The sequence below is a fragment of the Variovorax sp. GW821-FHT09B05 genome, from assembly GCF_059418265.1.
Map to the genome: position 1 here is coordinate 58,370 of NZ_JBWKPN010000014.1, position 24,381 is coordinate 82,750.

Consider the following 24,381-nt stretch of genomic DNA (forward strand, 5'->3'; position numbering starts at 1 on the left):
ATGGGTCCCGGGTTCTTGGGTCAGCGCAGGGCCGGGCGCATCGCCTGGCGGCCGATCAGCAGGCGGAACGGCAGCAGCATGAACACGCCGACCGCCAGCTTCACGCCGAGGTCGCCGAGCGCCCAGGTGAGCCAGGGGCCGTCGGTGCCCGCGAAGGCGATGCCCCAGAACACGATGCTGTCGAGCACCGCCGCGACCACGGTGGCCACCAGCGGCGCGCGCCACCAGAGGCCGCGGCGCAGGCGGTCGAAGACGCGGATGTCGAGCAGCTGCGAGGCGATGAAGGCGCTGCCCGAGGCCAGCGCGATGCGCGCCGGCGCGAGCAGCAGCGACACCGCCACCGCCACCGCGAAGCCGGTCCAGGCCACGCGGCGCGCCATGCCGGGGCCGAAGCGCCGGTTGACGAGGTCGCTCACGAGGTAGGCGACCGGGTAGGTGAAGGCACCCCAGGTCAGCCAGTCGTTGATCGCGAACTGCACCAGGATGTTGGAGGCGAGCACCACCAGCGCCATCGCGCCGATGGCCAGCGCGAAGGCGCCGGGGCCCGGTCGAGCGAAGGCGAGGGGAGCGCGGTCGTGCGTCGTCGTCATGGCGGTCTCAGACGGCGGCGGTGCGCTGCCGTTCGGCCTCGGCCCGCAGGCCGCGCGCCACGGCTTCCGCGACCTTGATGCCGTCCACGCCGGCCGACAGGATGCCGCCCGCGTAGCTCGCGCCCTCGCCGGCCGGGTAGAGGCCGCGCACGTTGAGGCTCTGGAAGTCCTCGCCGCGCGTGATCCGGATCGGCGAGGAGGTGCGCGTCTCGACGCCGGTGAGCACCGCGTCGTGCAGGTCGAAGCCCTTGATCTTGCGGCCGAAGGCCGGGAAGGCCTCGCGCATCGCCTCGATCGCGAAGTCGGGCAGCGCGCGATGCAGGTCGGTCGGCGTCACGCCCGGCTTGTACGAGGGCATCACCTCGCCGAGCTGGGTGGAGGGCTTGCCGGCGATGAAGTCGCCCACCAGCTGGCCCGGCGCGCGGTAGTCGCCGCCGCCGAGCACGAAGGCATTGGACTCGAGCGCGCGCTGCAGCGCGATGCCGGCCAGCGGGCCCTCGGGATAGTCGCGCGGGTCGATGCCCACCACGATGCCCGCGTTGGCGTTGCGCTCGGCGCGCGAGTACTGGCTCATGCCATTGGTGACCACGCGGCCCGGCTCGCTGGTGGCCGCGACCACGGTGCCGCCCGGGCACATGCAGAAGCTGTAGACCGAGCGGCCGTTGCTCGCGTGGTGCACCAGCTTGTAGTCGGCCGCGCCCAGCATCGGGTGGCCCGCATGGCGGCCCCAGCGCGCGCGGTCGATCAGGCCCTGCGGATGCTCGACGCGAAAGCCGATCGAGAAGGGCTTGGCCTCGATGTGCACGCCGCGCTCGTGCAGCATCGCGAAGGTGTCGCGCGAGCTGTGGCCGAGCGCCATCACGACGTGGTCGGCGCGCAGCTCGTGGCTCTGGCCGGTGGCCTGGTCGAGCACGGTGAGGCCACGCAGCTGGCCGTCCTCGATGCGCACGTCGGTCACGCGCTGCTCGAAGCGGATCTCGCCGCCGAGCGCCACGATCTGCTCGCGGATGTTCTCCACCACCTTCACCAGCTTGAAGGTGCCGATGTGCGGATGCGCGACGTAGAGGATCTCGGGCGGCGCGCCGGCCTTCACGAACTCCTCCATCACCTTGCGGCCGAGGAAGCGCGGGTCCTTGATCTGGCTGTAGAGCTTGCCGTCGGAGAAGGTGCCGGCGCCGCCCTCGCCGAACTGCACGTTCGACTCGGGGTTGAGCACGCTCTTGCGCCACAGGCCCCAGGTGTCCTTGGTGCGCTGGCGCACGGTCTTGCCGCGCTCCAGCACGATCGGGCGCAGGCCCATCTGCGCCAGCATCAGTGCCGCGAAGATGCCGCAGGGGCCGAAGCCGATCACCACCGGGCGGCTCGCGCCCGCGGGCACGTCCGCCGGCAGCGTGTGGCGCATGTCGGGGGCGGGCTGGATGTGCGGATGGCCGGCGTGCTTGGCGAGCAGCGCGGCCTCGCGTTTCGCGTCGGCGAGCGCCACGTCGCAGATGTAGACCGTCAGCAGCTCGGCCTTGCGCGCATCGAAGCTGCGCTTGTAGACGGTGTGGGAGGCGATCGCCTCGGGCGGGACCTCGAGGGTGCGGGCGATCAGCGCGGCCAGCGCCTCGGGCGCATGGTCGAGCGGAAGTTTGAGTTCGGAGATTCTCAGCATGTCGTGGGGCTTGTGTTTATCAAGCAGGCCGACGATTTTACGCGTTGGGCCGCTATCAAAGGGATAGCTGGCCGCAACGGGGAACGCGCGAGGGGATCAGGCGGGCAGGAAGCCTTCGACCGACAGGTAGCGCTCGCCCGTGTCGTAGTTGAAGCCCAGCACCACCGCGTTCTCGGGCAGCGAGGGCAGCTTCTGCGCGATGGCCGCCAGTGTGGCGCCCGAGGAGATGCCCACCAGCATGCCTTCCTCGGTGGCGCAGCGGCGCGCCATCTCGCGCGCGGGTTCGGCATCGACCTGCAGCACACCGTCGAGCAGCGCGGTGTCGAGGTTCTTCGGGATGAAGCCGGCGCCGATGCCCTGGATCGGGTGCGGCGCGGGCTGGCCGCCCGAGATCACGGGCGATGCCACGGGCTCGACCGCGAACACCTGCAGCTTCGGCCACTTCTTCTTGAGCACGCGCGCCACGCCGGTGATGTGGCCGCCGGTGCCCACGCCGGTGATCAGCACGTCGATGCCCTCGGGGAAGTCGGCCGCGATCTCCTCGGCCGTGGTGCGCACGTGCACCTCGACGTTGGCCGGGTTGTTGAACTGCTGCGGCATCCAGGCGCCGGGCGTGCCCGCCACGATCTCCTCGGCACGCGCGATCGAGGCCTTCATGCCGCCCGCGCGCGGCGTCAGGTCGAAGGTGGCGCCGTAGGCCAGCATCAGCCGGCGGCGCTCCACCGACATGCTGTCGGGCATCACCAGGATCAGCTTGTAGCCCTTGACGGCCGCGACCATCGCCAGGCCGATGCCGGTGTTGCCCGAGGTGGGCTCGACGATGGTGCCGCCGGGCTTGAGCGCGCCGCTCTTCTCGGCGTCCTCCACCATCGCGAGCGCGATGCGGTCCTTGATCGAGCCGCCGGGGTTGGCGCGCTCGGCCTTGATCCAGACCTGCTGCTTCGCGTTGCCGAACAGGCGCTGGATGCGCACGTGCGGCGTGTTGCCGATGGTCTGGAGGATGTTCTGGGCCTTCATGGATGGATCTCCTTGGATGCGTTCGGTTCGATGGTTGTCGCGACGACAGCGCGCATTGTGAGACCAGCCCGCGGACCTTTCAGCGCGAAGGTGTTGCAACCGGCACGCTCGGCAGCAGCCGGCCGCGCACCAGCAGCGCCAGGGTCTTCGCCGCGAAGAGGCCGATGATCGCGTTGGCGGCCACGAACAGCAGTGGCGCGAGCCAGCGCACCGGCCCCGTGGCGCCGGCCGCCACCAGCCGCATCGCGAGCGTCGGCAGCGCACCCACGCCGAAGCTGAAGGCCCAGTAGCCGGGCGTGAACGACTGGCGCGAGATCCACGGCAGCAGGCGCAGCAGCAGCAGGGCTTGGTAGAGGCCGTAGCCCAGCAGGATCTGCGCGAACAGATCGGGCACGCCGCCGTTGACCGCGAGCCAGGTGCCGCCGCCGACCACGGCCGGCGCGAGCTGGATGCCCAGCAGCGGGCGCTGCGCCTCGGGCAGCGGCTCCTGCGTGGCCGCGCGGTGCAGGATCAGCGATTCGAGCGCGAGCCACGAGAACAGCCCCGCGCCGAAGAACAGCACGCCCAGCTGCGGCCAGCCGAAGGCCGCGGCCGCGGTGCCGGCAACGAAGTTCTGCGCCACCGCCGGCAGGTAGATCGCGGGCGTGACCGAGGCCGGCGCGCGGCCGCCCTGCCAGGTGCGGCCATAGAGCCGCAGGCCGAGCGCGAGCTGCGCCGTGACCGCGAGCGCGAACACGGCCAGCGCCACCGGGCGTGCGTAGGGCAGCAGCGCGACCGCCGCCAGCATGCTGGCCACCGGGCCCAGTGCCGCGAACGACGACTGCACCGGGTGCTCGAGCTCGGCGCGCGCCTCGTCGGGATGGCGCAGCCACTTGGCGGCGTAGAGCGCCAGCAGCACCAGCCAGACGGCGATGCCAGCCCAGGTCAGGGCCTGAGCGGCCTCGGGTGGCAGTTGCCACAGCGGCGTCGCCACGCGCCAGGCCGCGGCCAGCGCGAGCAGGCCGACGGCGATGCTGAAGAAGGAGACGGGAACGGGGCCGCGGGCCGATGCCGCGGGTGCGGCGGTGGGAGCGGCGGGGACGAGATCGGAAGTCATTCTGTTCACCTCGTGGAAGTCGGTGAATGAACTGTAGGCCTGCGTGCTAGGATCTTGAATGCCGATCCGGCTGAAAAAATTGCTCCAACGTCTCACGCCATGGATGCCCTGAGCGAACTCGTCGACTGGCTGGCCCCGCGCGGCCGCATGGACCTGCGCTGCCTGTTCGGCCAGGACTGGGCCGCGCCGCACGAGGCCATCGGCCCGTGGCGCGCGCCCTTCCACATCCTGCTGCGCGGGCGCTGCGAGCTGTGGCTGCCGGCCAGCAACACGCTGCTGCCGCTGGAGGAGGGCAGCCTCGTGATCCTGCCGCACGGCCAGGCGCACGTGCTGCGCACCGCGGGGCTCGCGTCGGAGCCGGGAGAGCCGCAAGAGGACATGCGCCCGATCCGCCTGCGCAAGGGCGAGCTGGTCGACCTCAAGACCAATCTGCCGCGTCCCGCGAAGGCCGACACCGACATCCTCTGCGGCGAGTTCGAGTTCCCGGGCCGGCGCCGCAGCACGCTGCTCGAGGCGCTGCCCGATCCGCTGGTGATCCCCTTCGGCCAGCGGCCCGAGTACGGCTGGCTGCAGGGCCTGGTGCGGCTGATGGCGCACGAGATCGAGCAGCAGAACGCCGGCGCGCAGGCCATCGTGGCGCAGCTCTCGGGCACGCTGTTCACGCTCGCGGTGCGCGCCTGCCTCGACACCCGGCCCGAGCTCTCGGGCGTGCTGGGCCTGATGGCCAGCCCGCGGCTGGCGGGCGCGCTCAAGGCCATGCTCGACGAACCGCAGCACGACTGGACCGTGGCCTCGCTGGCCGAGCGCTGCCACCTCTCGCGCGCCACCTTCGCGCGCGAGTTCGCGCGCCGCACGGGTACCGGCCCGCTCGAACTGCTGACCAGCCTGCGCATGGAGCTCGCGTCGCGCCTGCTCGCGCATGGCGGGCAGGACACGGCCTCGGTCGGCGAGGCCGTCGGCTACCGCTCCGAGGCCGCGTTCAATCGCGCCTTCGCGCGGCACGCGGGCCTCACGCCGGGGCGCTTCCGGCGCGCCGCCGCGTCTAAGGCCGGCTGAGGCGCCTCAGGACCCGGCCAGCACCGGGCGCCGCAGCGGCGCCTTCCACAACTCGGCCAGCAGCACGCCGGCCACCGTCAGCACGCCGCCGACCGCGTGATAGGCCGCGAGCGATTCGCCGATCACCGCCGCCGCGATCAGCGCGGTGAACAGCGGGATCAGGTTGAAGAACATGCTCGCGCGGCTCGGTCCGATGTGGGCCACCGTGTGCATCCACACCAGCGGCGCGAGCATCGAGGCGCCGAGGCCCGCGAAGCCGATCAGCGGCAGGTTGGCGGCCGACAGGCCCATGCGCGGCGTCAGCAGGTACAGCGGCAGCAGCACGATCACCGCGCACACGATCTGCAGGTAGAGCAGCTGCAGCGCGGGCACTTCCTTCATGCCCCAGCGCTTGAGCAGGATCACGTAGACCGCATAGGCCAGCATCGCCAGCAGCATCAGGCCGTCGCCCAGGTTGGCCCCGCTCTTGAGCAGCGTGCCGAGGTCGCCCGACGACACCACCACCGCCACGCCCGCGATCGACACCAGCGAGCCCGCCACCGCGCCGGCCGTGAGCCGCTGGCCCAGCAGCAGGATCGACAGCGCCAGCACCATCATCGGCGTGAGCGAGCCGATGATCCCCATGTGCGTGGCCGTGGTCAGGTAGGCCGCGTAGTAGGCCAGGCTCTGGTAGACCACCATGCCCAGCAGGCCGAGCACCGCGATGCGGCCCAGCTGCGGGCGGATCGCGCGCCAGTTGCGCAGCACCGGGCGCAGCGCCAGCGGCGTGAACAGCAGGGCCGCGAGCAGCCAGCGGTAGAAGCTGATCTCGGCCGGCGCGATGGTGCCGGCCGCCATCTTGCTGACGACGGTGTTGCCCGACCAGATGACGACGGCGAGCAGGGGGAAGGCATAGGGCCACATGGGACAGGACTTTCAGGAGGAGGCCAGGCTATCATCGGTGCGTCCGTCCTGCGGCATATAGCTCGATCAGGACAACCGGTCCGGAATTCCGGACGCTCTTTCGAGGAACCGCCCCGCCATGGCCGATCGCGCGCGCTACCTGTCGATCCAGGACGTGGAGCACAAGGCCGGCCCGTTCTATTTCAACTGGGACGAATTCGGCGCCGACACCCTGGCCGCGCCGCACAGCCACAGCTGGGGCCATCTCAACTACACCGCGCACGGCACCATGCAGATGGAGGCCGAGGGCCTGCGCTTCCTCTCGCCGCCGCAGTACGCGGTGTGGATCCCGCCGCGGGTGGTGCACAGCTGCACGCTGCGCCATGCGGTCGTCTACCGCACCGTCTACATCGTGCCCGCGCTGTGCGCCGAGCTGCCCACGCAGCCCTGCACCGTGCGCATCAGCCCGATCATCCGCAGCGTGCTGGCCGACTTCGCCGCGCGCGATGTGAACGAGCCCGTCACACCGGCCGACCTGAGGCTCGCGCAGGTGGTGGTCGACCAGCTCGCGCGCGCCGAGGTGCTGCGCTGCTATCTGCCGGCCGCGGCCTCGCCCGCGCTGGTCGGCGTGCTCGAGGCGCTGCAGGCCGAGCCCGGCGACCACCGCTCGCTGGCCGAGTGGGCCGCTAGCGTGCACATGACCGAGCGCACGCTCGCGCGCCAGTGCCAGCGCGAACTCGGCATGTCCTTCGGCGACTGGCGCCAGCGGCTGCGCTTCCTGCGCGCCATCGATGCGCTGGAGGCCGGCCGCACGGTGCAGGAGATCGCCTTCGACCTCGGCTACAGCACGGCCTCGGCCTTCATCGCGATGTTCCAGCGCGAGGCGGGCACGACGCCCGAGCAGTACCGGCGCGAGTTCTGCGGCATCGCGGGATGAGGGCATGCGCGAAGCGGCGATAATCCGCCCCGTGAAGCGTGCCAGACCGCCGCTGGTGCAAGCCCGCAAGGGGCGATGCCTTCGGGCACCGCGTCGAAAGACCGCACTGGAGGAACGTCCGGACTGCACAGGACAGCGCAGGAGCTAACGGCTCTCCACCGTGAGGTGAGGATCAGAGCAACAGAGACGAGCCGATTCAGTTCGGGTGAAACGGGCAATCTCTGCGCGCAGCAACACCAAGTAGGCCAGTATCGAGGTGGTTCCGCTGAGCTGGCGGGTAGGTGGCATCGAGCCGTCTGGCGACAGACGGCCCAGAGTAATGGCGGTCACGCCGGGCATTTCGCAAGAGATGTCCGGTGCACAGAATCCGGCTTATCGGCGCGCTTCACACTTTTCTTTCTTCTTCCCCAACGTTCTTCGTCGGGTCATGCCGCTCGGCGCATGACCCGCCCGTCGGCATGGCCGGCACGATCTGGGGTAAACCCGTATAATCGATAGCAAGCTAACTAATTGGGAGCCTCGCCATGGCCGAACCGGTCACGCCGCCCGTCGGCCGTAAGAAGAAAAAGGAAGCGCGCGAAGCCGCGCTGATGAAGCTCGGCATGCAGTTCTCGACCCTGCAGCGCGGCTACCGCGCCGCGGCCGACAAGGCGGTCGCGCACGTGGGCCTGTCGCAGACCCTGGCCTGGCCGGTGGTGATGATCGGCCGCATGGAGCAGGGCGTGCGCCAGGGCGTGCTGGCCGAGGCGCTGGGCATCGAGGGGCCTTCGCTGGTGCGCTCGCTCGACCAGCTCGTGGAGGCCGGCTATGTCGAGCGCCGCGAGGACCCGGCCGACCGCCGCGCCAAGACCCTGCACCTCACGCCCGCGGGCGAGGCCGCCTGCGAACCCATCGAGGCCGCGCTGAGCCTGATGCGCGCCGCGCTGTTCGAGGGCGTGTCCGACGAGGACCTCGCGGCCTGCCTGCGCGTGTTCGCGGTGCTCGAGGAACGGCTGGGCCGCAGCGCACCGGCCGAGGGGCGACGCTAGATGCCTGCCTTGAGCCTGCCGCGCTTCAGCCGCGCCGAGATCGTCTTCTCCACCAAGAGCTTCGCCGCCGCGATGCTCGCGATGTACCTCGCCAGCCGCGCCGGCCTGCCGCGTCCGTTCTGGGCGCTGATGACCACCTATGTCGTCGCCCATCCGCTGGCCGGCGCGGTGCGCTCGAAGGCGGTCTACCGTTTCTGCGGCACGCTGATCGGCAGCACCGCCACCGTGCTGCTGGTGCCCGCGCTGTCGAACGCGCCCGAGCTGCTGACGCTGGTGCTCGCGCTGTGGGTCGGCCTGTGCCTGTGCATCTCGCTGTTCGACCGCACGCCGCGCTCCTATGTCTTCATGCTCGCGGGCTACACCGCCGCGCTGATCGGCTTCCCCTCGGTGCAGGCGCCCGAGGCGCTGTTCGACACCGCCGTCGCGCGCGTCGAGGAGATCGGCCTGGGCATCTTCTGCGCCACGCTGCTGCACAGCCTGGTGCTGCCGGCCGGCATGGGCCCCACCGTGCTGGGCCTGCTCGATCGCACCCTGCAGGACGCGCGCAAGTGGCTCGGCGACCTGCTGCAGCCGCCCGCGAGCGCCACGGGCACGCCCGCGCGCCGCGCCGATGCCGACCCCAGGCGCCTGGCCGACGACCGGCGCCGCCTCGCAGGCGACATCACGCAGCTGCGCATCCTGTCGACCCATGTGCCCTTCGACACCACGCACCTGCGCTGGACCGCCGGCGCGATCCGCGCCATGCAGGACCGCGTGGCCGCGCTCACGCCCGCGCTGTCGGCGGTCGAAGACCGGCTGCTCGCACTCGAACAGGCCGAAGGCGCCATCGCACCCGACGTGGCCGCGCTGCTCACGCAGACCGGACAGTGGCTGCGCGAGGAGGGCGCCGGCACTTCCGACGATGCGCGCCTGCAGGCCTTGCGCGCGACCCTTGCCGCGCTCGCCGCCACGCGACCCGGTGCCTCCATCTCTCCCTGGGGCCGCGCGCTGCGCATCGCGCTCGCGGGCCGGCTCGAGGAACTGGTCGAAGGTTGGCGCGCCTGCGCGCGGCTGCGCGCCGACATCGACGACGGCCTGAAGGGCGCGGTGCCGCCGCGCCGCGTCGCCGCGCTCGGCAACCGCGTGCTGCACCTCGACCGCGGCATGGCGCTGCTGTCGGCGCTCGCGGCCGTGCTCGCCATCTGCCTGTGCGGCGCGTTCTGGATCCTCACCGGCTGGTCGATGGGCTCGGCCGCCACCATGATGGCCGCGGTCTTCTGCTGCTTCTTCGCCACCATGGACGACCCGGTGCCCGCGATCCAGGGCTTCCTCAAGTGGACGCTGTGGTCGATCCCGATCTCCGCGCTCTACGTGCTGGTGCTGCTGCCGCTGGTGCACGACTTCGGCATGCTGGTCGCGGTCTGCGCGCCGGTGTTCCTGGCACTGGGCCTGTACATGGCGCGGCCGGCCTACTTCATGGCCGCGATGGCGCTGCTGTTCGGCGTCTCGGGCACGCTGGCGATGCACGACACCGCCACCGCCGACATCGTGAGCTTCATCAACAGCATGCTGGGCCAGGTCTTCGGCGTGGTGGCCGCGGCCTTCGTCACGCGGCTGGTGCGTTCGGTGGGCGCCGACTGGAGCGCGCGCCGCATCCAGCGCGCCACCTGGCGCGAACTCGGCGAGATGGCCGGCGCGGCCGCGGCCACGCCCGTGAGCCTGTCGCCGTCGGCCCAGCGCCGTGGCGTGCCCGGCGACGCCTACGCGGTGCGCATGCTCGACCGCATCGGCCTGCTGGCACCGCGCATCGCGCAGGCCGGCGGCCGCATCGAGGGCGTGGCCGCCGACGACGCGCTGCGCGACCTGCGCATGGGCGCCGACATCGATGCGCTGCAGCGCGTGCGCGCGCAGCTGCCGCTGGCCTCGGCGAGCGCGCTGCTCGGCGACATCGCGCGCTTCTTCCGCCAGCGCGCCGGCGGCCGCGTGGCCGCGCGGCCCGCGAGCCTGCTGGCGCGCATCGACGAGGCGCTGGCCTCGATGCTCGGCGCCGCGAGCACGTCGAGCGCCGACGCGCGCTCGGCCGTCACCGCGCTGGTGGGGCTGCGCCGCAATCTCTTTCCGGAGGCGCCGCCGATGCGCGCGGCTTCCGTCGTTCCTGTTCCTGTTCCTGTTGCCGCGCAAGGAGTGTCCCGATGATCGGCGAAGCGAGTTTCTACGGCCTCTACGTGCCCTGGCTGATGCTGCTGGCCGGTGCCGCGCTGCTCGCCCTGTGGGGCGTGCGCCGGCTGCTGGCCGCCACCGGCCTCTACCGCTGGGTCTGGCACCCGGCCCTGTTCGACATGGCGCTCTACCTGCTGCTGCTCTATGCGCTGAGCCGCGCCACGACCTCCCTGCAATGACCACACCATGACCGCCAACACTTCCAACGACAACAAGGCCGGCGCCCGCACCTGGCCCGCCGGCGCGCTGCGCATCCTCGTCACCGCCGCCGTGGTGGCCGCCGCCGTCTGGGCGGGTTTCCGCCTCTGGGACCACTACGAGCTCGCGCCCTGGACGCGCGACGGCCGCGTGCGCGCCAACGTGGTCCAGATCGCGCCCGACGTCTCGGGCCTGGTCACGGCCGTGCCGGTGCAGGACAACCAGTCGGTGGCCGCCGGCACCCTGCTGTTCGAGGTCGACCGCGCGCGCTACGACCTGGCCGTGCGCCAGGCCCAGGCCGCGCTCGCCGCGCAGCGCGCCATGAGCGCGCAGGCCCAGCGCGAGAACACGCGCAACGCGGGGCTCGAGGCGCTGGTCTCGCAGGAGGCGCGCGAACAGACCCGCGCGCGTGTCGAGCAGGCGCGCGCCGCCGTCGCGCAGGCCGAGGTCGCGCTCGATTCGGCGCGGCTGAACCTGCAGCGCGCCGAGGTGCGCGCGCCGGCCGACGGCCTGGTCACCAACCTCGACCTGCGCCAGGGCAGCTATGCGGCCGCGGGCCGGCCGGTGCTTGCGCTGGTCGATGCGCGCTCCTTCTACGTCGAGGGCTACTTCGAGGAAACCAAGCTGCCGCGCATCCACCTCGGCGACCGCGTGCACGTGATGCCGATGGGCGGCGGCGCGGTGCTCGGCGGCACCGTCGAGAGCGTGGCCGCCGGCATCGCCGACCGCGATCGCTCGACCAGCGCCAACCTGCTGCCGAGCGTGAACCCCACCTTCAACTGGGTGCGGCTCGCGCAGCGCATCCCGGTGCGCGTGAAGCTCGATCCGCTGCCCGCGGGCGCGCGGCTGGTGGCGGGCCAGACGGTGACGGTGCAGGTGCTCGAACAGGCCGAGGCGCAGCGCGAGAAGACCGCCGCCGATGCCGAGGCCAAGGCCGGCGCCAGGAAGGAAGGATGATGACCATCGCATCCCGCACCGTGCTGCGCATCGCCGCGCTGGCCGCCGCCGCGGCGCTCGCGGCCTGCGGCAGCGTCGGCCCCGATTACCGCCAGCCCGACGAGGCCATCGCGAGCCAGCCCGCGGCCGGCCGGCCCTTCGCCGAAGCCGATCCCGCCGCCGGCCTGCAGGCCGTGCCGCTGCCGCCGCACTGGTGGCGGCTGTACCGCGACCCGCGGCTCGACCGGCTGGTCGAGCAGGCGCTCGCGCACAACACCGACCTGCGCCAGGCGGTCGCCAACCTCGAGCGTGAGCGCGCCATCGAGGCCGAGGTGGCCGGCGGCAAGCGCCCCGTCATCGGCGTGAACGGTGGCCCTTCGTTCGGCCATGTCTCGGGCCTGCAGTTGCTGCAGAAGGACTACGAGCCGCCGGACCGCTTCAACTACAGCGGCGGCCTGTCGCTGTCCTACCAGGTCGACCTGTTCGGCCAGATCCGCCGCGCCGCCGAGGCGGCCGAGGCCGGCACCGCGTCGGCCGCCGCCGCGCTCGACCTGGTGCGCGTGAACGTCGCGGCCGGCACCGCGCGTGCCTATGCCGAGGCCTGTTCCACCGGCCTGCGGCTGGAGATCGCGCGCAAGTCGGTGCGGCTGCAGCAGGAGGCGGTCGACGTCACCGCGAAGCTGCACGAGGCCGGCCGCGCCGGCGCGCTCGACACCGGCCGCGCCCGCGCGCAGCTGCAGCAGCTCATGGCCGCGCTGCCGCCGCTGCTGGCCGAGCGCCAGAACGCGCTCTACCGCCTCGCCACGCTCACGGGCGAGCTGCCGCAGGACTTTCCGCGCGAGCTCGCCGACTGCGCCGTGCCGCCGCGCGTGGCCGGCACCGTGCCCGTGGGCGACGGTGCCGCGCTGCTGCGCCGCCGGCCCGACATCCGCCAGGCCGAGCGCGGCCTGGCCCAGGCCACCGCGCGCATCGGCGTCGCCACGGCCGACCTCTATCCGAAGATCACGCTGGGCCTGTCGGCCTCGTCGGCCGGCCCGGCCGAGGACTTCGGCCGCAAGGGCACCTTCGGCTGGAGCCTCGGCCCGCTGATCTCGTGGACCGTGCCCAACACCGGCATCGCGCAGGCCCGTATCGCGCAGGCCGAGGCCGGCACGCGCGCGGCGCTCGCGAAGTTCGACGGCACCGTGCTCACCGCGCTGCGCGAGACCGAGTCGGCGCTCGGCAACTACGCGCGCGAACTCGACCGCCGCGCCGCGCTGCAGGCCGCGCGCGACGAGAGCGCCACCGTCGCCGCGCAGGCGCGCCAGCTCTACCGCAACGGCCGCACCGCCTACCTCGACACGCTCGATGCCGAGCGCGCGCTGGCCGCGAGCGATGCCGCGCTGGCGGCCAGCGAGGCGCAGCTGTCGGACGACCAGATCGTGCTGTTCATGGCGCTCGGCGGCGGCTGGGAGACCGACGACGGCGACCGCCTCGCGGCCGGCGGCAGCGAGGCGCGCAAGCAGTGAACACGAACGCCATTCCCGCGCCACGCGCCGCGCACGCGCCGCTGTGGCTGCTCGCGCTCGTCACCTTCAGCGGCACCCTGGCCATGCACATCTTCGTGCCCGCGTTGCCGATCGCCGCGCGCGGCCTCGGTGCCGGCATCGGCGAGATGCAGATGACGGTGAGCCTCTACATCTTCGGCCTGGCTGTCGGGCAACTGGTGTACGGCCCGCTGGCCGACCGCTTCGGCCGCCGGCCGGTGATGCTCGCGGGCCTCGGCCTCTACACGGTCGCCGGACTGGCGGCCGCGCTCGCGCCCGACGTGCATGCGCTGATCGCCGCGCGGCTGTTCCAGGCCATGGGCGGCTGCGCGGGCCTGGTGCTCGGGCGCAGCATCGTGCGCGACACCGCCGAGCCGCAGGAGGCGACGCGCCGCCTCGCGCTGATGAACCTGATGGTGACCGTGGGCCCGAGCATCGCGCCGCTGGTCGGCGGTGCGCTCGCCACCGCCCTGGGCTGGCGCTCGATCTTCTACGGCCTGTTCGCGCTCGGCATCGTCGGCCTGCTGTTCACCTGGCGCCTGCTGCCCGAGACCGGCCGGCCCGGCGCGCCCGTCAGCGCGCCAGCGCTCGCGCGCAACTACGCGCGGCTGCTGCGCTCGCCGGCCTTCCTCGGCTTCTCCATCGGCGGCGGCTGCGCCACCACCTCGATGTACGCCTTCATCGCCTCGGCGCCGTTCATCTTCGTCGACCAGTTGCACCGGCCCGCGCACGAGGCCGGCATCTACCTCGCGATCCTGGTCTCGGGCGTGTGGCTCGGCAGCTTCCTCACCAGCCACCTGATCGCGCGCGTGCGCGTCGACCGGCTCATGATCCGTTCCAACGCGCTCAGCGTGGCCGCGGCCTTCGTGCTGCTGGGCGCCGCGCTCACCGACCACCTGTCGGTGCCGCTGATCGTCGCCGCCATGTTCCTGTTCACCGTCGGTGCCGGCATGGCCTCGCCGGCCGCGCTCACGCAGGCGATCAGCGTCAATCCGCAGATCATCGGCTCGGCCTCGGGCCTCTACGGCTTCACGCAGATGGCGGTGGGCGCGCTGTGCACCGCGCTCGCGGGCATGGGGCACCGCAACCCCGCGCTGGCCTCGGCGATCGTGCTCGCGGGGGCGGGGATCGTGGCGCAGTTGTCATTCGCGGTGGCGCTGCGTTCGCAGCGCAAGGTGGCGGCGGGCTGAGCCGCGCCGCGCACGGCTACTTCGCGAACAACCACCCGCCCTTGGGCTGCCGCATCAGCTCGTGGTGCTTGACCGCGCGCTCCTCGCCGTCGTCGCCCACGTACACCACCTCGAAGCGCAGCAGCTTGGGCGACACCATCTTCCAGTTCTGGATTCGCTTGACGGTCACGCAGGCGGTCTTGTCGTGGTACTGCATCTGCGCCATCGGGCCGCCCTGGAAGCCCTGGGCGTCGAACAGCCGGCCCGGCGCCGCGAAGGGATTGAGCACCGCGCCGTTGCGCGCGGTGATGCAGCCCTCGGTGCGCAGGAAGGACTCGATGGTCGGCGAGGCGCTGCGCACCACGCGGCCCACGGCCGGGGTTGGCGGCTTGGCGGCGATCTGCTCGCGGATGCGCTCGACCTGGTCCTCGGTGATCGGCGCCAGGCCGTCCTTCGACACCACGGGCGGCGGCGCGGGCGGGGCCGGTGGCGCCGGTGCGGGCATCAGGGGCTCGAACACCGAGCAGCCGCCGAGCGAGGCGAGGGCCAGGGCCGCCACCGTGGCGGGCAGGCGGCGCGGAAAGGGAACGGTCTCGGCGGCGGATGTCGATCCGGACTTCATGGCTGGAGTCTCCTGTCGGCGGCGCGAAGCCGCTGGCTGAAAAAAGCAGGCCGCGAACATGCGGTGCGGGCGCGCGAAGCCTTCGTCGTCAAAAGCGTTCCTGCGGCGCGAGGTAGCGCCACTGGCCGGGCGCGAGGCCGGCCAGCGGCACGCGTCCGATGCGGATGCGGCGCATCGCGAGGATGCGCAGCTCCATGCGGTCGCACAGGTGCGCGACCTGGCCCGGCTGCGCGCCCTTGAGCGCGAAGCGCAGCCCGGTCTGCTCGGGGGTCTGGCGGCCGATGCTCACGCGCGCCGGCGTGCGCTCGAAGCGCGCGAGCTGCTCGGGCGAGACGGCTCCGGCCACGTCGACCATGATCTCGTGCTCGATGACGGAGGCGTCCTCGTGCAGCTTGCGCTCGATGCGGAATTCCTGCGTGAAGGCCACCAGGCCGCTGGCGCCGGTCTCCAGCGGCGTCATGCAGTGCTGGCCGCGTGCATGCGCGGGCAGGAAGCGCGGCGTTCCGTGCGCGGCGGCGAGGTTGGCGGCCACCAGCAGCGTGTGCGCTTCCTCGGTGCGCAGGCCGGCCGGCTTGTGCAGCAGCAACGTCACCGGCAGCACGGGTTCGGGCCGCGCGCCCGCTTCGATCTCCACCTGCTGGTGTGGCTGCACGCGCGATTGCGGCAGCAGTGCCGGCTGGCCGTCGACGCGCACCGCCCCGTTCTCGATCAGCAGCTCGGCCTCGCGCCGCGAACAGCCCGCGAGCGCGGCCACGCGCTTGGCCAGACGGATGCCCTCGGCGTCGTGCCTTTGCGGTGCGCTCATGAAGCGACGGCCGCCTGCTGCCGGATGCGCGCCACGTGCGCCGCCAGCGAGCGCGCGGCCACCGGCCACAGCCGCTCGGGCACGTCGTCGTAGGCCAGCGGCAGCCATTGCTCGGGCGTGCCTTCGGGCAGCTTCTGCATCGCGGCCGCGATCTTCGCCTCGCGCTTGAGGCGGTGCGCCTTCAGGTAGGCGATGGCCGTGCGCGCGAAGCCGATCACGTGGCCGTGCGCGGGCAGGATGAATTCGACGCCGCCGGCCTCGCAGTTCGCATCGAGCTTGTCGAGCGAATCGAGGTAGGCCGTCATGTCGCCGTCGGGCGGATCGACCACCGTGGTGCTGCCGTTGAGGATGTGGTCGCCCGAGAACAGCAGCCCGTCCTCCTCGAGCACCAGGCACAGGTGGTTGGCCGCGTGGCCCGGCGTGTGGACCACGCGCAGCGTGTGCGTGAGCGGCTGGCCATCGGCACCGGTGCCCGCGAGCACCAGCCGTTCGCCGTCGGCCAGCTCGCGCTCGGCCGAGAAGCGCGCGCTCGCCCGTGCCGTGGGCGCCGACGACAGCCCCAGGATCGGCGGCTTCGCGTCCCCGGCCAGCGCCTGCAGCGGCGCCGCGCCCGGCGAATGGTCGGCATGCGAATGCGTGCAGACGATCATGCGGATGTCGCCCCTGGCGGCCTGCCACAGCCGCTCGATGTGGGCAGGGTCGTTCGGGCCCGGATCGATCACGATGTGGCCGGTGGCCGCGTCGCCCACGATGTAGCTGTTGGTGCCCGGGCCGGTCATCGCGCCCGGGTTGGGCGCGGTCAGGCGCTGCACGTTCTTCAGCAGCGCCACCGGTGCATCGCTCTTCCAGTCGAGCGAATGCAGCATCTGGCCGTCGGGGCAGACCAGCGCGAGCTCGCCGAAGGGCGGGTCGTTCTCCATGTAGCGCTCGTCGCGGCCGTTGACGAAGCCGCCGCGCGGGCAGCTGGTCCACAGCGGCTGCTCGCTCGCGCAGGCCGCGAGCACCGCGTCGACGCTCGCATACGAGGCCATGCGCTGCAGCGTGCGCACGGTCGGGAAGATCATGAAGAAGCTGCCGGCCGCGTGGCGTGCCAGCGCATCGGCCGGGCGCACCCAGCTCGGCTCGAACTGCTCGCTCTCGTCGGCCGAGGGTTCCTGGCCCTCGGGCATGCGCGCCACCAGGAAGGGCACGTCGAAGCGCTTGGGCAGGTCGCGGTCGGTGATCCAGTGCGCGAAGGTGAACACGCGGTCGGCCTCGAGCACCAGCCCGCGCGCCGCGCACTGCTCGGCGAAGGGCACGGCCGCGTGGCCGTCGCGGTCCATCGCGGCGATGTCCGCGGCGCCGGCCGGGCGGCCGTCGGCATGGTGCGCGAGCAGCACGCCGAGCTCCTCGAAGCATTCGCGGATCGCGGCCACCGCCTGGGTGGCCTGCAGCGGGCTCTGCGTGGGGCGGCGCGCGGCCGTGCGCGCGGCGACCTCGTCGGCCGCGTCGATGTGGCCGCCGGGGAAGACGTAGGCGCCGGGCGCGAAGCTGGCGGTGGCCGAGCGGCGCGTCATCAGCACCTCGATGCCGGCCGCGGTATCGCGCAAAAGCAGCACGGTGGCCGCGGCGCGCACCGCCACCGGTTCGCGCTGGGGATGAATATGTTGTGTGGGACGAACCATGGGGCGATTATGGAGAGCCGGCGCGCCGGAGGTGTGTCGCGCATAAGCACATGCCGAAGCAGGTATGAGCACCGCGCCAGAATCCGGGCCTGCACCGCCCGAACCGAGGACCACAGCCATGCCCCCTTTCCACTTCCCGAGCCGGCACCTGCGCGCGCTGCTGACGGCCGCTGCATTGTGCGCGTCGATCGCGCCCGTGGCGCATGCGCAGGCCGATTGGCCGCAACAGCCCGTAACGCTGATCATGGGTTTTCCCGCCGGCTCCGGCGTCGACGTGGTGGCCCGCACCATCCAGGACCCGCTGACGCGCCAGCTCGGCAAGCCGGTGATCATCGACTACCGCGCCGGCGCGGCCGGCAACATCGCGAGCGAGTACGTGGCCCATGCGAAGCCCGACGGCTACACGCTCTCGTTCGGCACCGCCGCCACCCATGGCAGCAATGCCGCGCTCTACAAGAAGCTGCCCTTCGACGTCGAGGCCGACTTCGTGCCGGTGGCGCCGGTGCTCGACGTCTCGAACGTGCTGACGATCAACCCCGACGTCATCAACGTGAAGACGCTCAAGGAATTCGTCGAGCTGGTCAAGGCCAACCCCGGCAAGTACAACTACGCCTCCACCGGCAACGGTGCCGGCACCCACATGGCCTTCGCCGAGTTCAATGCGCGGCTCGGGCTCAACATGGTCCACGTGCCCTACAAGGGCGGCCCCGAGGCCATCACCTCGGTGGTGCGCGGCGAGACCTGCTGCATCATGAACCAGGTCCAGACCATCCTGCCGCACTACAAGGCCGGCAAGGTGCGGCTGCTCGGCGTGACCACCGCCACGCCGGTGGCCGCGGTGAAGGAAGTGCCCACCATCGCCTCGAGCGGCCTGCCCGGCACCCAGGGCTTCGACAGCTCGATCTGGTTCGGCATCTTCGCGCCCAAGGGCACCGACGCGCGCATCGTCGAGAAGCTCAACGCCGCCGTGAAGACGGTGCTCGAGCAGCCCGAGATCCGCGAGAAGTTCGAGAGCCAGGGCAACACCATCCGCATCGAGACGCCCGCGCAGTTCCGCAAGACGGTGCACGACAACCGCGTGAAGTGGGCGGAGGTCGCGAAGGCGGCGAACATCAGCATCGATTGATGCCGACGGCCGCCGGCGTCTTCGTCAGAGCGTCTTGGCCAGCGTGAGGATGAAGCGCGGCTTGTTCGGCGAGTAGACCTGCTGCACGGTGTAGAAGCCGAAGTCGTAGAGCGGGCCGGCCGCGGCGTTGTATGCGTTCTTCTGGTTCGCGCCCTGCACCGAGCCGGCGAGCGTGAGTCCGCCGCCGAAGTCGTAGCTGGCGCCCACGTTGTAGTCGACATAGCTCTTGTAGGCCGTGTTCCTGCGGATGTCGCTCGACAGGGCCGTGTAGCCCACCGCGGCCTTGAGCGTCACCTTGGGCAGGATCTCCTTGCTGTACGACAGGTTCAGGTAGCCCGTGTTGGTGCCCTCGAGGCCCGAGCCCAGCTTGTTGCCGGCGAAGCCGAAGTAGTCCTTCGACACCGTGTGCGAGTACTTCAGCGTGAGGGCGCCGAAGCTCTCGTTGGCATAGGTGGCCGCGCCATAGAGCTCGGTGGTGTTGCCGAGGGAGTTGCCCGGATAGATGTAGGTGAGCGCACCGACGTCCATGTCCAGCGGGCCGGCCTTGAACTTGTAGCCGCCGTACAGGTCGACCTCGACGCTGTTGCCCTGGAGCCAGTTGACGCTGGAGTTCCAGTTGCCGACATAGAAGCCGCTGTCGCCGAAGGCGTAGTCGAAGCCGCCCTGGATGGCGGGCTTGGCGCCGCGGGTCTTGGCGTAGTCGTTCCTGCCGAGCATGTCCTGGTCCTGGCCGCGGAACTTGTAGTTCGTGGTCAGCGCGATGTTGGCCGTGACTGGCGAGGCGGCCGGTGCCGGTGCATCGCCGGCCGCTTGCGCGAAGGCCGCGCCGGGCAGCGCGAAGGCGGCGGCGATCAGGGTGGGGAGGGCGAGTGCCGAGGAGGCGGCGCGGATCGATCTTTGCATCGAGAGAGCTCGGGGATGAAGGAAGAGCGACAGCGTAGGAGGGGGCGTATCAAAGCCGTGTAAAGACTTCGGGCCGCGGCGCAAAAATTGCGCATGCGGCGCACGGGCAGAATCCCTTGCCCGCGGACCTACCGCCTCCCTCTTCGACCCGAACACCATGTCCCTGCCCGACACCGGCGAGCATGACCGCCGACTGGACGAATCGCTGCTGCGCTCGCTCCACGTGCTGCTGAGCGAGGCCAGCGTGTCGCAGGCCGCGGCCAAGCTCGGCGTGGCGCAGTCCGCGCTGAGCCGCCACCTCAAGGTGCTGCGCCAGCTCACCGGCGACGAGCTGCTGGTGCGCGTGGGCAACCGCATGGTGCTGACCGAGCGCGCGCAGGCACTGGCCGTGCCCACGCGACGCATCCTGGCCGACATGTCGCTGCTGACCGCCGAGGCCGGGCCGGTCGAGCCGCGCGAGCTGCGCCAGAGCTTCCGCATCGCGACCTACGACTTCCTGCCGCGCCAGTTCTTCGCCGACATCGCCGAGCGCGTGGCGCGGCAGGCGCCCGAGTGCGACGTGGTGATCCGCGGCCTGGGCTCGCGCTTCGAGCACTACCGCCAGCTCGCCGACGGCGAGGTCGACATGGTCATCACCATCTGGCCCGAGCTGCCCGGCCACCTGCGCGCCGCCAGCCTGCTGACCGAACCCATGGTCTGCCTGGTGCGCGAGGGCCATCCGCTGGCCAGGGCGCCGATGACGCTCGACGACTACCGGCGCGCGCGCCACCTGTCCTCGCTCGAGCACGTGCCGGGGCAGGGCACCATCATCGATGCGCAGCTGGCCGAGCTCGGCGTGTCGGTCCACACGGCGATGCACACCCAGTTCCTCGGCATGGCGCCGGCCATCCTCGCGCGCACCGATCTGGTCTTCACCACCGGCCGCCTGCTGGCCGAGGACTTCGCGCGCCAGTACCCGCTCGCGATCGTGCCCTTTCCCGCGAAGATCAAGCCGCACCGCTACCGCCTCGTGTGGCACGAGCGCACGCACAAGAACCAGGCCATGCGCTGGCTGCGCGGCGAGCTGACGGCGGCCGCGCGCGAGCTGGCGCACCGGCCCAGGTCATGACGGCGCTGTCATAACCTGCTGCACAGCGCTGTGCTGGGCGCGGGCGGTGGGCGTGGCTATCGTCGCCGTCCATGTCCACCCCTTCCTCCCCCGCGCCGGTCCGTCCGGACCTGCTCGCCCGGCTGCCCAAGACCGACCTGCATTTCCACATGGCCGGCACCCTGCGCCCGGCCACGCTGGTCGCGCTCGCGCGCCAATACGAACTGCCGCTGCCGCGCCCGGTCGACACGCTCTACAGCTACCGCGACTTCTACGACTTCATCGACGTGCTGCGCATCGCGGCGCAGGCGGTGCGCAGCAGCGCCGATTTCGAGCGCGTGGCCTACGAGGCCGTGGAGGACGCCGCGCGCAGCAGCAACGCGCGCCATGTCGAGCTGTCGTTCAACCCGCAGTACTTCATGCCCACGGGCGTGCCGTACCGCGTGCAGGTCGAGGGGCTGGTGGCCGGCCTGCGCGCCGCGCGACAGGACTTCGGCTGCTCGGGCCTGCTGATCGCTTCCTTCGACCGTGGCCTGCCGCTCGACAGCGCCGAGCGTGCGATGGACGACATCCTCGGCCTGCGCTCCGACCTGGTCGTCGGCGTGGGCCTCGACGGCCCCGAGCGCGCGGGTCCGCCCGCCAGCTTCGCGGCCCTGTTCGAGCGCGCGGGCCGCGCCGGCCTCCAGCGCACCGCCCATGTCTGCGAGGACAACCAGACGCTCGAGGAGGCGCCGCCTTCCAACGTCGATGACTGCATCCACCTGCTGGGCTGCGACCGGCTCGACCATGGCTACAACCTGCTGGCCAGCGACGACGGCCTGCGGCGCGCGCGCGACCGCGGCGTGCATTTCTGCGTCTGCGGCATCACGAGCGTGGTGCGCAACCAGCGGCGGCGGCTCGACAGCGTGAAGCGCATGGTCGACGCGGGCCTGCCGGTCAGCCTCAACACCGACGACCCCGCGATGTTCCACACCGACCTCAGCCACACCTACGCCACCGTGCTCGAGGGTGGCGGCTGGGGCTGGGCGCAGGCGCGCGCCTTCAGCCTCGCGGGCGTCGACGCCTGCTGGCTCGACGACGACGCGAAGCGCAACCTGCGCGCCGACTTCGAACGCGAGATCGCCGCGCTCGAGCGCGAGCAGGCTGCTCCCCTGGAAACGAACCGCGACTGAAGGAACCCCGCCATGCACCTCGACACCGCACGCCGCCGCGCATTGCTCGCCGCCCTGGCCTTCGCTGCCTGCGCCACCACGGCCCTCGCCGAGCCCGCCTGGCCCGCGCGCCCGATCACCCTGATCGTGCCCTACGGTGCCGGCGGCAACGTCGACGTCATGGCGCGCTGGATCGCGCCCGAGCTCGCCACGCGGCTCGGGCAGCCGGTGGTGATCGAGAACGTGTCGGGCGCCGGCGGCGTCATCGGCACCGAGAAGGCCGTGCGCGCCAGGCCCGATGGCTACACCCTGCTGCTGTCGGTCGAGAGCACTGTGGTCATCGCGAAGATGGTGACGCCTTCCACCGTGCGCTACGACGGCCTCGCCGACCTCGTGCCCGTCACGCTGCTCGGGGCCCAGCCGCTGGCGCTGGTCGGCAAGCCCGCGCTGCAGCCGAAGACCAGCGAGGCGCTGTATGCCGACCTCAAGGCCGCGCCCGGCAAGTACAGCTATGCGAGCTCGGGCGTCGGCACCTCGCTGCACCTGGGCGGCGAGCTGCTCAAGCAGCGCGGCGGCGTCGACATGGTCCATGTGCCGTACCGCACCGGCGTGCAGATCGTGAGCGACCTCAGCGGCAACCAGCTCGACCTCGCCGTGCTGCCGCTGTCGATGGTCATCCAGCAGGCACGCGCGGGCAAGCTGCGCGTGTACGGCGTGATGTCCGAGACCGCCTCGGCCGCCATGCCCGAAGCGCCGCCGCTGGCCAGCGTGCCCGCGTGGCGCGGCGCCGACGTGTCGGTCTGGCAGGGCATCTTCGCGCCCAAGGGAACGCCACCGCAGATCGTCGCGCAGCTGCATGCCGCGCTGGCGCAGGTGCTCGCGAACCCGGGCGTGCGCAGGAATTTCGAGGAGGGCGGCGTCACGCCGCTGGGCGCGGGGCCGAAGGAGTTCGCCGCCTTCCTGCAGGGCGAGGACGCGAAGTTCGGCGCGATCGTCGCGAAGGGGAACATCAAGGCCGAGTAGCGCGGCGGCCGCGGTGCTTCAGAATGCCGCGGCACCTGTCGCACTCCTCGTTCCTTCGCATTGATTCCCCTCGTTCATCTCATCGGTCCCGGTGGCGCCGGAAAGACCACCGTCGGCCCGCTGCTCGCGCAACGGCTGGCCTGGCGCTTCGTCGATCTCGACCAGGTCTTCATCGCGCAACAGGGCGATGTCGCGGCCTTCATGGCGCGCCATGGGTACGCGGGCTATGCGGCGCGCAACATCGAAACCTACGAACAGCTTCGCGCCGCGGCGACCGCGCCGACCGTGATCGCGATGTCCTCGGGTTTCATGACCTATCCGGCCAGCGTGAGCGAGCGCTACCCGGCCTTGCGGGATGCGATCGAAGGCGATCCGCTCACCGCGCTGCTGTTGCCGTCCTTCGAGCTCGAGCGCTGCGTCGAACGCGTGGTCGAGCGCCAACTGGGCAGGCCTTACCTCAACGGCGACCGGATCAGCGAAACGCGGCGCATCCGCGAACGGCACCCGGTCTTCATGGCGTTGCGGTGCGAGCGCTTCCTCAGCGAGGGTGAACCCCTCGCGATCGCGTGCGACATCGAAGGCCTCGTGCGCCGCCGCCGCCAGCCGATCACGCGGCAGGACGCCCCACCGATCCGCCGAGCGCCGCCAGCCACGCATCCATGTCCCGGTTGCGCGCCTCCAGCGCCTCGGCCATGAAGTCGACGAAGGCCTGGATGCGCGCGCTCAGGTGCTTGCGGTGGTGGTAGGCCGCGAGCACGGGGACCTCCTCGAAGGCCTCGCTCAGGAAGAGCGGAACGAGGCGGCCGCTGTCGATGTCGGCGCGCACGTGGAAGTCGCCGAGGCGCGCGATGCCGGCGCCGCCGCGCGCCATCTCCAGCAGCACGCCGCCGTCGCTGGCCGAGACATTGCCGATCGCGAGCTGTTCCCGCGGCATCTCGGGCCCGCCGACCTGCCAGTGGTTCCAGGCCTCGCGGCCCACGAAGTTGAGGCAGTTGTGGCGCAGCAGGTCCTCGGGCCGCCGCGGCGTGCCGTGCCGCGCGAGGTAGGCGGGCGAGGCACAGACGATCCAGCGCACGGTCGACAGCTGCCGCGCCACCATCGAGGAATCGGGCAGATGGCCCGAGTGGATCAGCACGTCGAGGCCCTGCTGCATCAGGCTGGGCGTGTCGAGGCCCACGAAGAGCTCGACCCGCACCTGCGGATGGCGGGCCAGGAAGTCCGGCAGCAGCCGCGCGAGGTCGTGCCGCGCGAACACGGGCGGCGCATGCACGCGCAGCATTCCCCGCACGTCGTCGTGTTCCTGCATGACGGCGCTCTGCGCGCTCTCGGCCGCTTCGAGCAAGGCCAGCGCCTTGCCGTAGAAGATGCGGCCCGCGGGCGTCAAGGTCACGGCGCGCGGCGTGCGGTCGAACAGCCGCACCTTCAGGCGCCCCTCGAGGCGGTCCACCAGCTTGCTGACGGTCGAGGGCGACAGGTGCCAGTCCTTGGCCGCCATCGAGAAGTTGCCGCGCTCCGCCACCCGCACGAACAGCGCCACGTCGCTGAGCCGGTCGATCTGGTTCGGTCGTTTCTCCATCGCGCCATCGTAGGCCCGGCGCTGGGCACGGTGAATATTCTTCACAGCTGAAGTGCCCGACTTTCGCTTGGCGCGCCGAGGGCGGCCCGGTCAGTATCGAGACCGACGACCGCGGGAATGCAGCGGCCCGAACAAC

The 24,381-nt window shown here is 71.7% G+C and carries 23 protein-coding genes and 1 other RNA gene; 14 read left to right on the forward strand and 10 right to left on the reverse strand.

Going from position 1 to position 24,381, the window contains the following annotated elements; all coding sequences use genetic code 11:
* Window positions 1-20 precede the first annotated feature (20 nt).
* The 4 genes from AC07RM_RS30115 to tehA all read right to left on the reverse strand — a co-directional run bounded on the left by AC07RM_RS30115 (window position 21) and on the right by tehA (window position 4,357).
* Window positions 21-590: a VUT family protein gene (locus AC07RM_RS30115; protein ID WP_495336850.1), complete on the reverse strand. Its 570-nt coding sequence runs from the start codon at window positions 588-590 to the stop codon at window positions 21-23.
* 7 nt (window positions 591-597) lie between these two features.
* A complete protein-coding gene (locus AC07RM_RS30120) occupies window positions 598-2,244 on the reverse strand; it encodes an NAD(P)/FAD-dependent oxidoreductase (RefSeq protein WP_495336851.1) in 1,647 nt (548 codons plus the stop codon).
* Between the two features lie 96 nt (window positions 2,245-2,340).
* Window positions 2,341-3,261 carry a cysteine synthase A gene (gene cysK / locus AC07RM_RS30125; RefSeq protein ID WP_208508927.1) on the reverse strand — a complete coding sequence of 307 codons (921 nt, stop codon included), beginning with the start codon at window positions 3,259-3,261 and terminating at the stop codon, window positions 2,341-2,343.
* A 79-nt stretch (window positions 3,262-3,340) separates the two neighbouring features.
* Entirely contained in the window at window positions 3,341-4,357 is a 1,017-nt protein-coding gene (tehA, locus tag AC07RM_RS30130; RefSeq protein ID WP_495336852.1) for a dicarboxylate transporter/tellurite-resistance protein TehA, read from the reverse strand.
* A 99-nt stretch (window positions 4,358-4,456) separates the two neighbouring features.
* Between tehA and AC07RM_RS30135 the strand changes: the two genes are divergently transcribed.
* Window positions 4,457-5,413 (forward strand): cupin domain-containing protein, encoded by a 957-nt coding sequence (locus tag AC07RM_RS30135; RefSeq protein ID WP_495336853.1) that lies wholly within the window; start codon window positions 4,457-4,459, stop codon window positions 5,411-5,413.
* Window positions 5,414-5,419: 6 nt separating this feature from the next.
* On the opposite strand, the gene AC07RM_RS30140 is transcribed toward AC07RM_RS30135, so the two are convergent.
* Complete coding sequence (locus AC07RM_RS30140; RefSeq protein WP_495336854.1) at window positions 5,420-6,316, reverse strand: DMT family transporter; 897 nt, start codon at window positions 6,314-6,316, stop codon at window positions 5,420-5,422.
* Window positions 6,317-6,434: 118 nt separating this feature from the next.
* Between AC07RM_RS30140 and AC07RM_RS30145 the strand changes: the two genes are divergently transcribed.
* The 8 genes from AC07RM_RS30145 (at window position 6,435) to AC07RM_RS30180 (ending at window position 14,309) form a co-directional block, all read left to right on the forward strand.
* Window positions 6,435-7,232, forward strand: coding sequence for an AraC family transcriptional regulator (locus AC07RM_RS30145; protein WP_431511460.1), 798 nt, complete (start codon window positions 6,435-6,437; stop codon window positions 7,230-7,232).
* A 33-nt stretch (window positions 7,233-7,265) separates the two neighbouring features.
* An RNA gene (gene rnpB, locus AC07RM_RS30150) (RNase P RNA component class A) lies at window positions 7,266-7,623 on the forward strand.
* A gap of 133 nt (window positions 7,624-7,756) precedes the next feature.
* Window positions 7,757-8,260: a MarR family winged helix-turn-helix transcriptional regulator gene (locus tag AC07RM_RS30155; protein ID WP_495336855.1), complete on the forward strand. Its 504-nt coding sequence runs from the start codon at window positions 7,757-7,759 to the stop codon at window positions 8,258-8,260.
* Window positions 8,261-10,435 carry an FUSC family protein gene (locus AC07RM_RS30160; protein ID WP_495336856.1) on the forward strand — a complete coding sequence of 725 codons (2,175 nt, stop codon included), beginning with the start codon at window positions 8,261-8,263 and terminating at the stop codon, window positions 10,433-10,435.
* On the forward strand, window positions 10,432-10,638 hold the full coding sequence (locus AC07RM_RS30165; protein ID WP_057593930.1) for a DUF1656 domain-containing protein: 207 nt from the start codon (window positions 10,432-10,434) through the stop codon (window positions 10,636-10,638). Before AC07RM_RS30160 ends, AC07RM_RS30165 begins: the two co-directional genes overlap by 4 nt.
* A gap of 7 nt (window positions 10,639-10,645) precedes the next feature.
* Entirely contained in the window at window positions 10,646-11,614 is a 969-nt protein-coding gene (locus tag AC07RM_RS30170; RefSeq protein WP_495336857.1) for an efflux RND transporter periplasmic adaptor subunit, read from the forward strand.
* The gene (locus AC07RM_RS30175) at window positions 11,614-13,101 is read left to right on the forward strand and encodes an efflux transporter outer membrane subunit (protein ID WP_495336858.1); all 1,488 of its coding nucleotides are present in this window, start codon (window positions 11,614-11,616) and stop codon (window positions 13,099-13,101) included. The genes AC07RM_RS30170 and AC07RM_RS30175 overlap by 1 nt, the downstream gene beginning before the upstream one ends.
* Window positions 13,098-14,309, forward strand: a complete 1,212-nt coding sequence (locus tag AC07RM_RS30180) for a multidrug effflux MFS transporter (RefSeq protein ID WP_495336859.1) — start codon at window positions 13,098-13,100, stop codon at window positions 14,307-14,309. Before AC07RM_RS30175 ends, AC07RM_RS30180 begins: the two co-directional genes overlap by 4 nt.
* A 16-nt stretch (window positions 14,310-14,325) precedes the next feature.
* Here the strand turns inward: AC07RM_RS30180 and AC07RM_RS30185 are convergent, their stop codons facing one another.
* The 3 genes from AC07RM_RS30185 to AC07RM_RS30195 form a co-directional block, all read right to left on the reverse strand.
* The gene (locus AC07RM_RS30185) at window positions 14,326-14,910 is read right to left on the reverse strand and encodes a hypothetical protein (protein WP_208511149.1); all 585 of its coding nucleotides are present in this window, start codon (window positions 14,908-14,910) and stop codon (window positions 14,326-14,328) included.
* An 88-nt stretch (window positions 14,911-14,998) separates the two neighbouring features.
* Window positions 14,999-15,715: an RNA pseudouridine synthase gene (locus AC07RM_RS30190; protein WP_495336860.1), complete on the reverse strand. Its 717-nt coding sequence runs from the start codon at window positions 15,713-15,715 to the stop codon at window positions 14,999-15,001.
* Window positions 15,712-17,379: an MBL fold metallo-hydrolase gene (locus AC07RM_RS30195; RefSeq protein ID WP_495336861.1), complete on the reverse strand. Its 1,668-nt coding sequence runs from the start codon at window positions 17,377-17,379 to the stop codon at window positions 15,712-15,714. Before AC07RM_RS30195 ends, AC07RM_RS30190 begins: the two co-directional genes overlap by 4 nt.
* Window positions 17,380-17,497: 118 nt before the next feature.
* Here AC07RM_RS30195 and AC07RM_RS30200 point away from each other — a divergent pair, with 118 nt between their 5' ends.
* A complete protein-coding gene (locus AC07RM_RS30200) occupies window positions 17,498-18,505 on the forward strand; it encodes a Bug family tripartite tricarboxylate transporter substrate binding protein (protein WP_398494481.1) in 1,008 nt (335 codons plus the stop codon).
* 24 nt (window positions 18,506-18,529) lie between these two features.
* On the opposite strand, the gene AC07RM_RS30205 is transcribed toward AC07RM_RS30200, so the two are convergent.
* On the reverse strand, window positions 18,530-19,408 hold the full coding sequence (locus AC07RM_RS30205; protein WP_495336862.1) for a TorF family putative porin: 879 nt from the start codon (window positions 19,406-19,408) through the stop codon (window positions 18,530-18,532).
* 157 nt (window positions 19,409-19,565) lie between these two features.
* Here AC07RM_RS30205 and AC07RM_RS30210 point away from each other — a divergent pair, with 157 nt between their 5' ends.
* The 4 genes from AC07RM_RS30210 to AC07RM_RS30225 all read left to right on the forward strand — a co-directional run bounded on the left by AC07RM_RS30210 (window position 19,566) and on the right by AC07RM_RS30225 (window position 23,365).
* The gene (locus AC07RM_RS30210; protein ID WP_093355531.1) at window positions 19,566-20,516 is read left to right on the forward strand and encodes a LysR family transcriptional regulator; all 951 of its coding nucleotides are present in this window, start codon (window positions 19,566-19,568) and stop codon (window positions 20,514-20,516) included.
* Between the two features lie 71 nt (window positions 20,517-20,587).
* Window positions 20,588-21,667 (forward strand): adenosine deaminase family protein, encoded by a 1,080-nt coding sequence (locus AC07RM_RS30215; RefSeq protein ID WP_495336863.1) that lies wholly within the window; start codon window positions 20,588-20,590, stop codon window positions 21,665-21,667.
* Between the two features lie 12 nt (window positions 21,668-21,679).
* The gene (locus AC07RM_RS30220; RefSeq protein ID WP_495336864.1) at window positions 21,680-22,669 is read left to right on the forward strand and encodes a Bug family tripartite tricarboxylate transporter substrate binding protein; all 990 of its coding nucleotides are present in this window, start codon (window positions 21,680-21,682) and stop codon (window positions 22,667-22,669) included.
* A 60-nt stretch (window positions 22,670-22,729) separates the two neighbouring features.
* Window positions 22,730-23,365 (forward strand): shikimate kinase, encoded by a 636-nt coding sequence (locus tag AC07RM_RS30225; RefSeq protein ID WP_495336865.1) that lies wholly within the window; start codon window positions 22,730-22,732, stop codon window positions 23,363-23,365.
* Here the strand turns inward: AC07RM_RS30225 and AC07RM_RS30230 are convergent.
* The gene (locus AC07RM_RS30230; protein WP_093355521.1) at window positions 23,277-24,245 is read right to left on the reverse strand and encodes a LysR family transcriptional regulator; all 969 of its coding nucleotides are present in this window, start codon (window positions 24,243-24,245) and stop codon (window positions 23,277-23,279) included. The two genes, AC07RM_RS30225 and AC07RM_RS30230, sit on opposite strands and share 89 nt — an antisense overlap.
* Between the last annotated feature and the right edge of the window lie 136 nt (window positions 24,246-24,381).

Coding starts and splice junctions, on each gene's coding strand:
- AC07RM_RS30115 (WP_495336850.1), bottom strand. CDS start 590: ATGACGACGACGCACGACCGCGCTCCCCTCGCCTTCGCTCGACCGGGC.
- AC07RM_RS30120 (WP_495336851.1), bottom strand. CDS start 2,244: ATGCTGAGAATCTCCGAACTCAAACTTCCGCTCGACCATGCGCCCGAG.
- cysK (WP_208508927.1), bottom strand. CDS start 3,261: ATGAAGGCCCAGAACATCCTCCAGACCATCGGCAACACGCCGCACGTG.
- tehA (WP_495336852.1), bottom strand. CDS start 4,357: ATGACTTCCGATCTCGTCCCCGCCGCTCCCACCGCCGCACCCGCGGCA.
- AC07RM_RS30135 (WP_495336853.1), top strand. CDS start 4,457: ATGGATGCCCTGAGCGAACTCGTCGACTGGCTGGCCCCGCGCGGCCGC.
- AC07RM_RS30140 (WP_495336854.1), bottom strand. CDS start 6,316: ATGTGGCCCTATGCCTTCCCCCTGCTCGCCGTCGTCATCTGGTCGGGC.
- AC07RM_RS30145 (WP_431511460.1), top strand. CDS start 6,435: ATGGCCGATCGCGCGCGCTACCTGTCGATCCAGGACGTGGAGCACAAG.
- AC07RM_RS30155 (WP_495336855.1), top strand. CDS start 7,757: ATGGCCGAACCGGTCACGCCGCCCGTCGGCCGTAAGAAGAAAAAGGAA.
- AC07RM_RS30160 (WP_495336856.1), top strand. CDS start 8,261: ATGCCTGCCTTGAGCCTGCCGCGCTTCAGCCGCGCCGAGATCGTCTTC.
- AC07RM_RS30165 (WP_057593930.1), top strand. CDS start 10,432: ATGATCGGCGAAGCGAGTTTCTACGGCCTCTACGTGCCCTGGCTGATG.
- AC07RM_RS30170 (WP_495336857.1), top strand. CDS start 10,646: ATGACCGCCAACACTTCCAACGACAACAAGGCCGGCGCCCGCACCTGG.
- AC07RM_RS30175 (WP_495336858.1), top strand. CDS start 11,614: ATGACCATCGCATCCCGCACCGTGCTGCGCATCGCCGCGCTGGCCGCC.
- AC07RM_RS30185 (WP_208511149.1), bottom strand. CDS start 14,910: ATGAAGTCCGGATCGACATCCGCCGCCGAGACCGTTCCCTTTCCGCGC.
- AC07RM_RS30190 (WP_495336860.1), bottom strand. CDS start 15,715: ATGAGCGCACCGCAAAGGCACGACGCCGAGGGCATCCGTCTGGCCAAG.
- AC07RM_RS30195 (WP_495336861.1), bottom strand. CDS start 17,379: ATGGTTCGTCCCACACAACATATTCATCCCCAGCGCGAACCGGTGGCG.
- AC07RM_RS30200 (WP_398494481.1), top strand. CDS start 17,498: ATGCCCCCTTTCCACTTCCCGAGCCGGCACCTGCGCGCGCTGCTGACG.
- AC07RM_RS30205 (WP_495336862.1), bottom strand. CDS start 19,408: ATGCAAAGATCGATCCGCGCCGCCTCCTCGGCACTCGCCCTCCCCACC.
- AC07RM_RS30210 (WP_093355531.1), top strand. CDS start 19,566: ATGTCCCTGCCCGACACCGGCGAGCATGACCGCCGACTGGACGAATCG.
- AC07RM_RS30215 (WP_495336863.1), top strand. CDS start 20,588: ATGTCCACCCCTTCCTCCCCCGCGCCGGTCCGTCCGGACCTGCTCGCC.
- AC07RM_RS30220 (WP_495336864.1), top strand. CDS start 21,680: ATGCACCTCGACACCGCACGCCGCCGCGCATTGCTCGCCGCCCTGGCC.
- AC07RM_RS30230 (WP_093355521.1), bottom strand. CDS start 24,245: ATGGAGAAACGACCGAACCAGATCGACCGGCTCAGCGACGTGGCGCTG.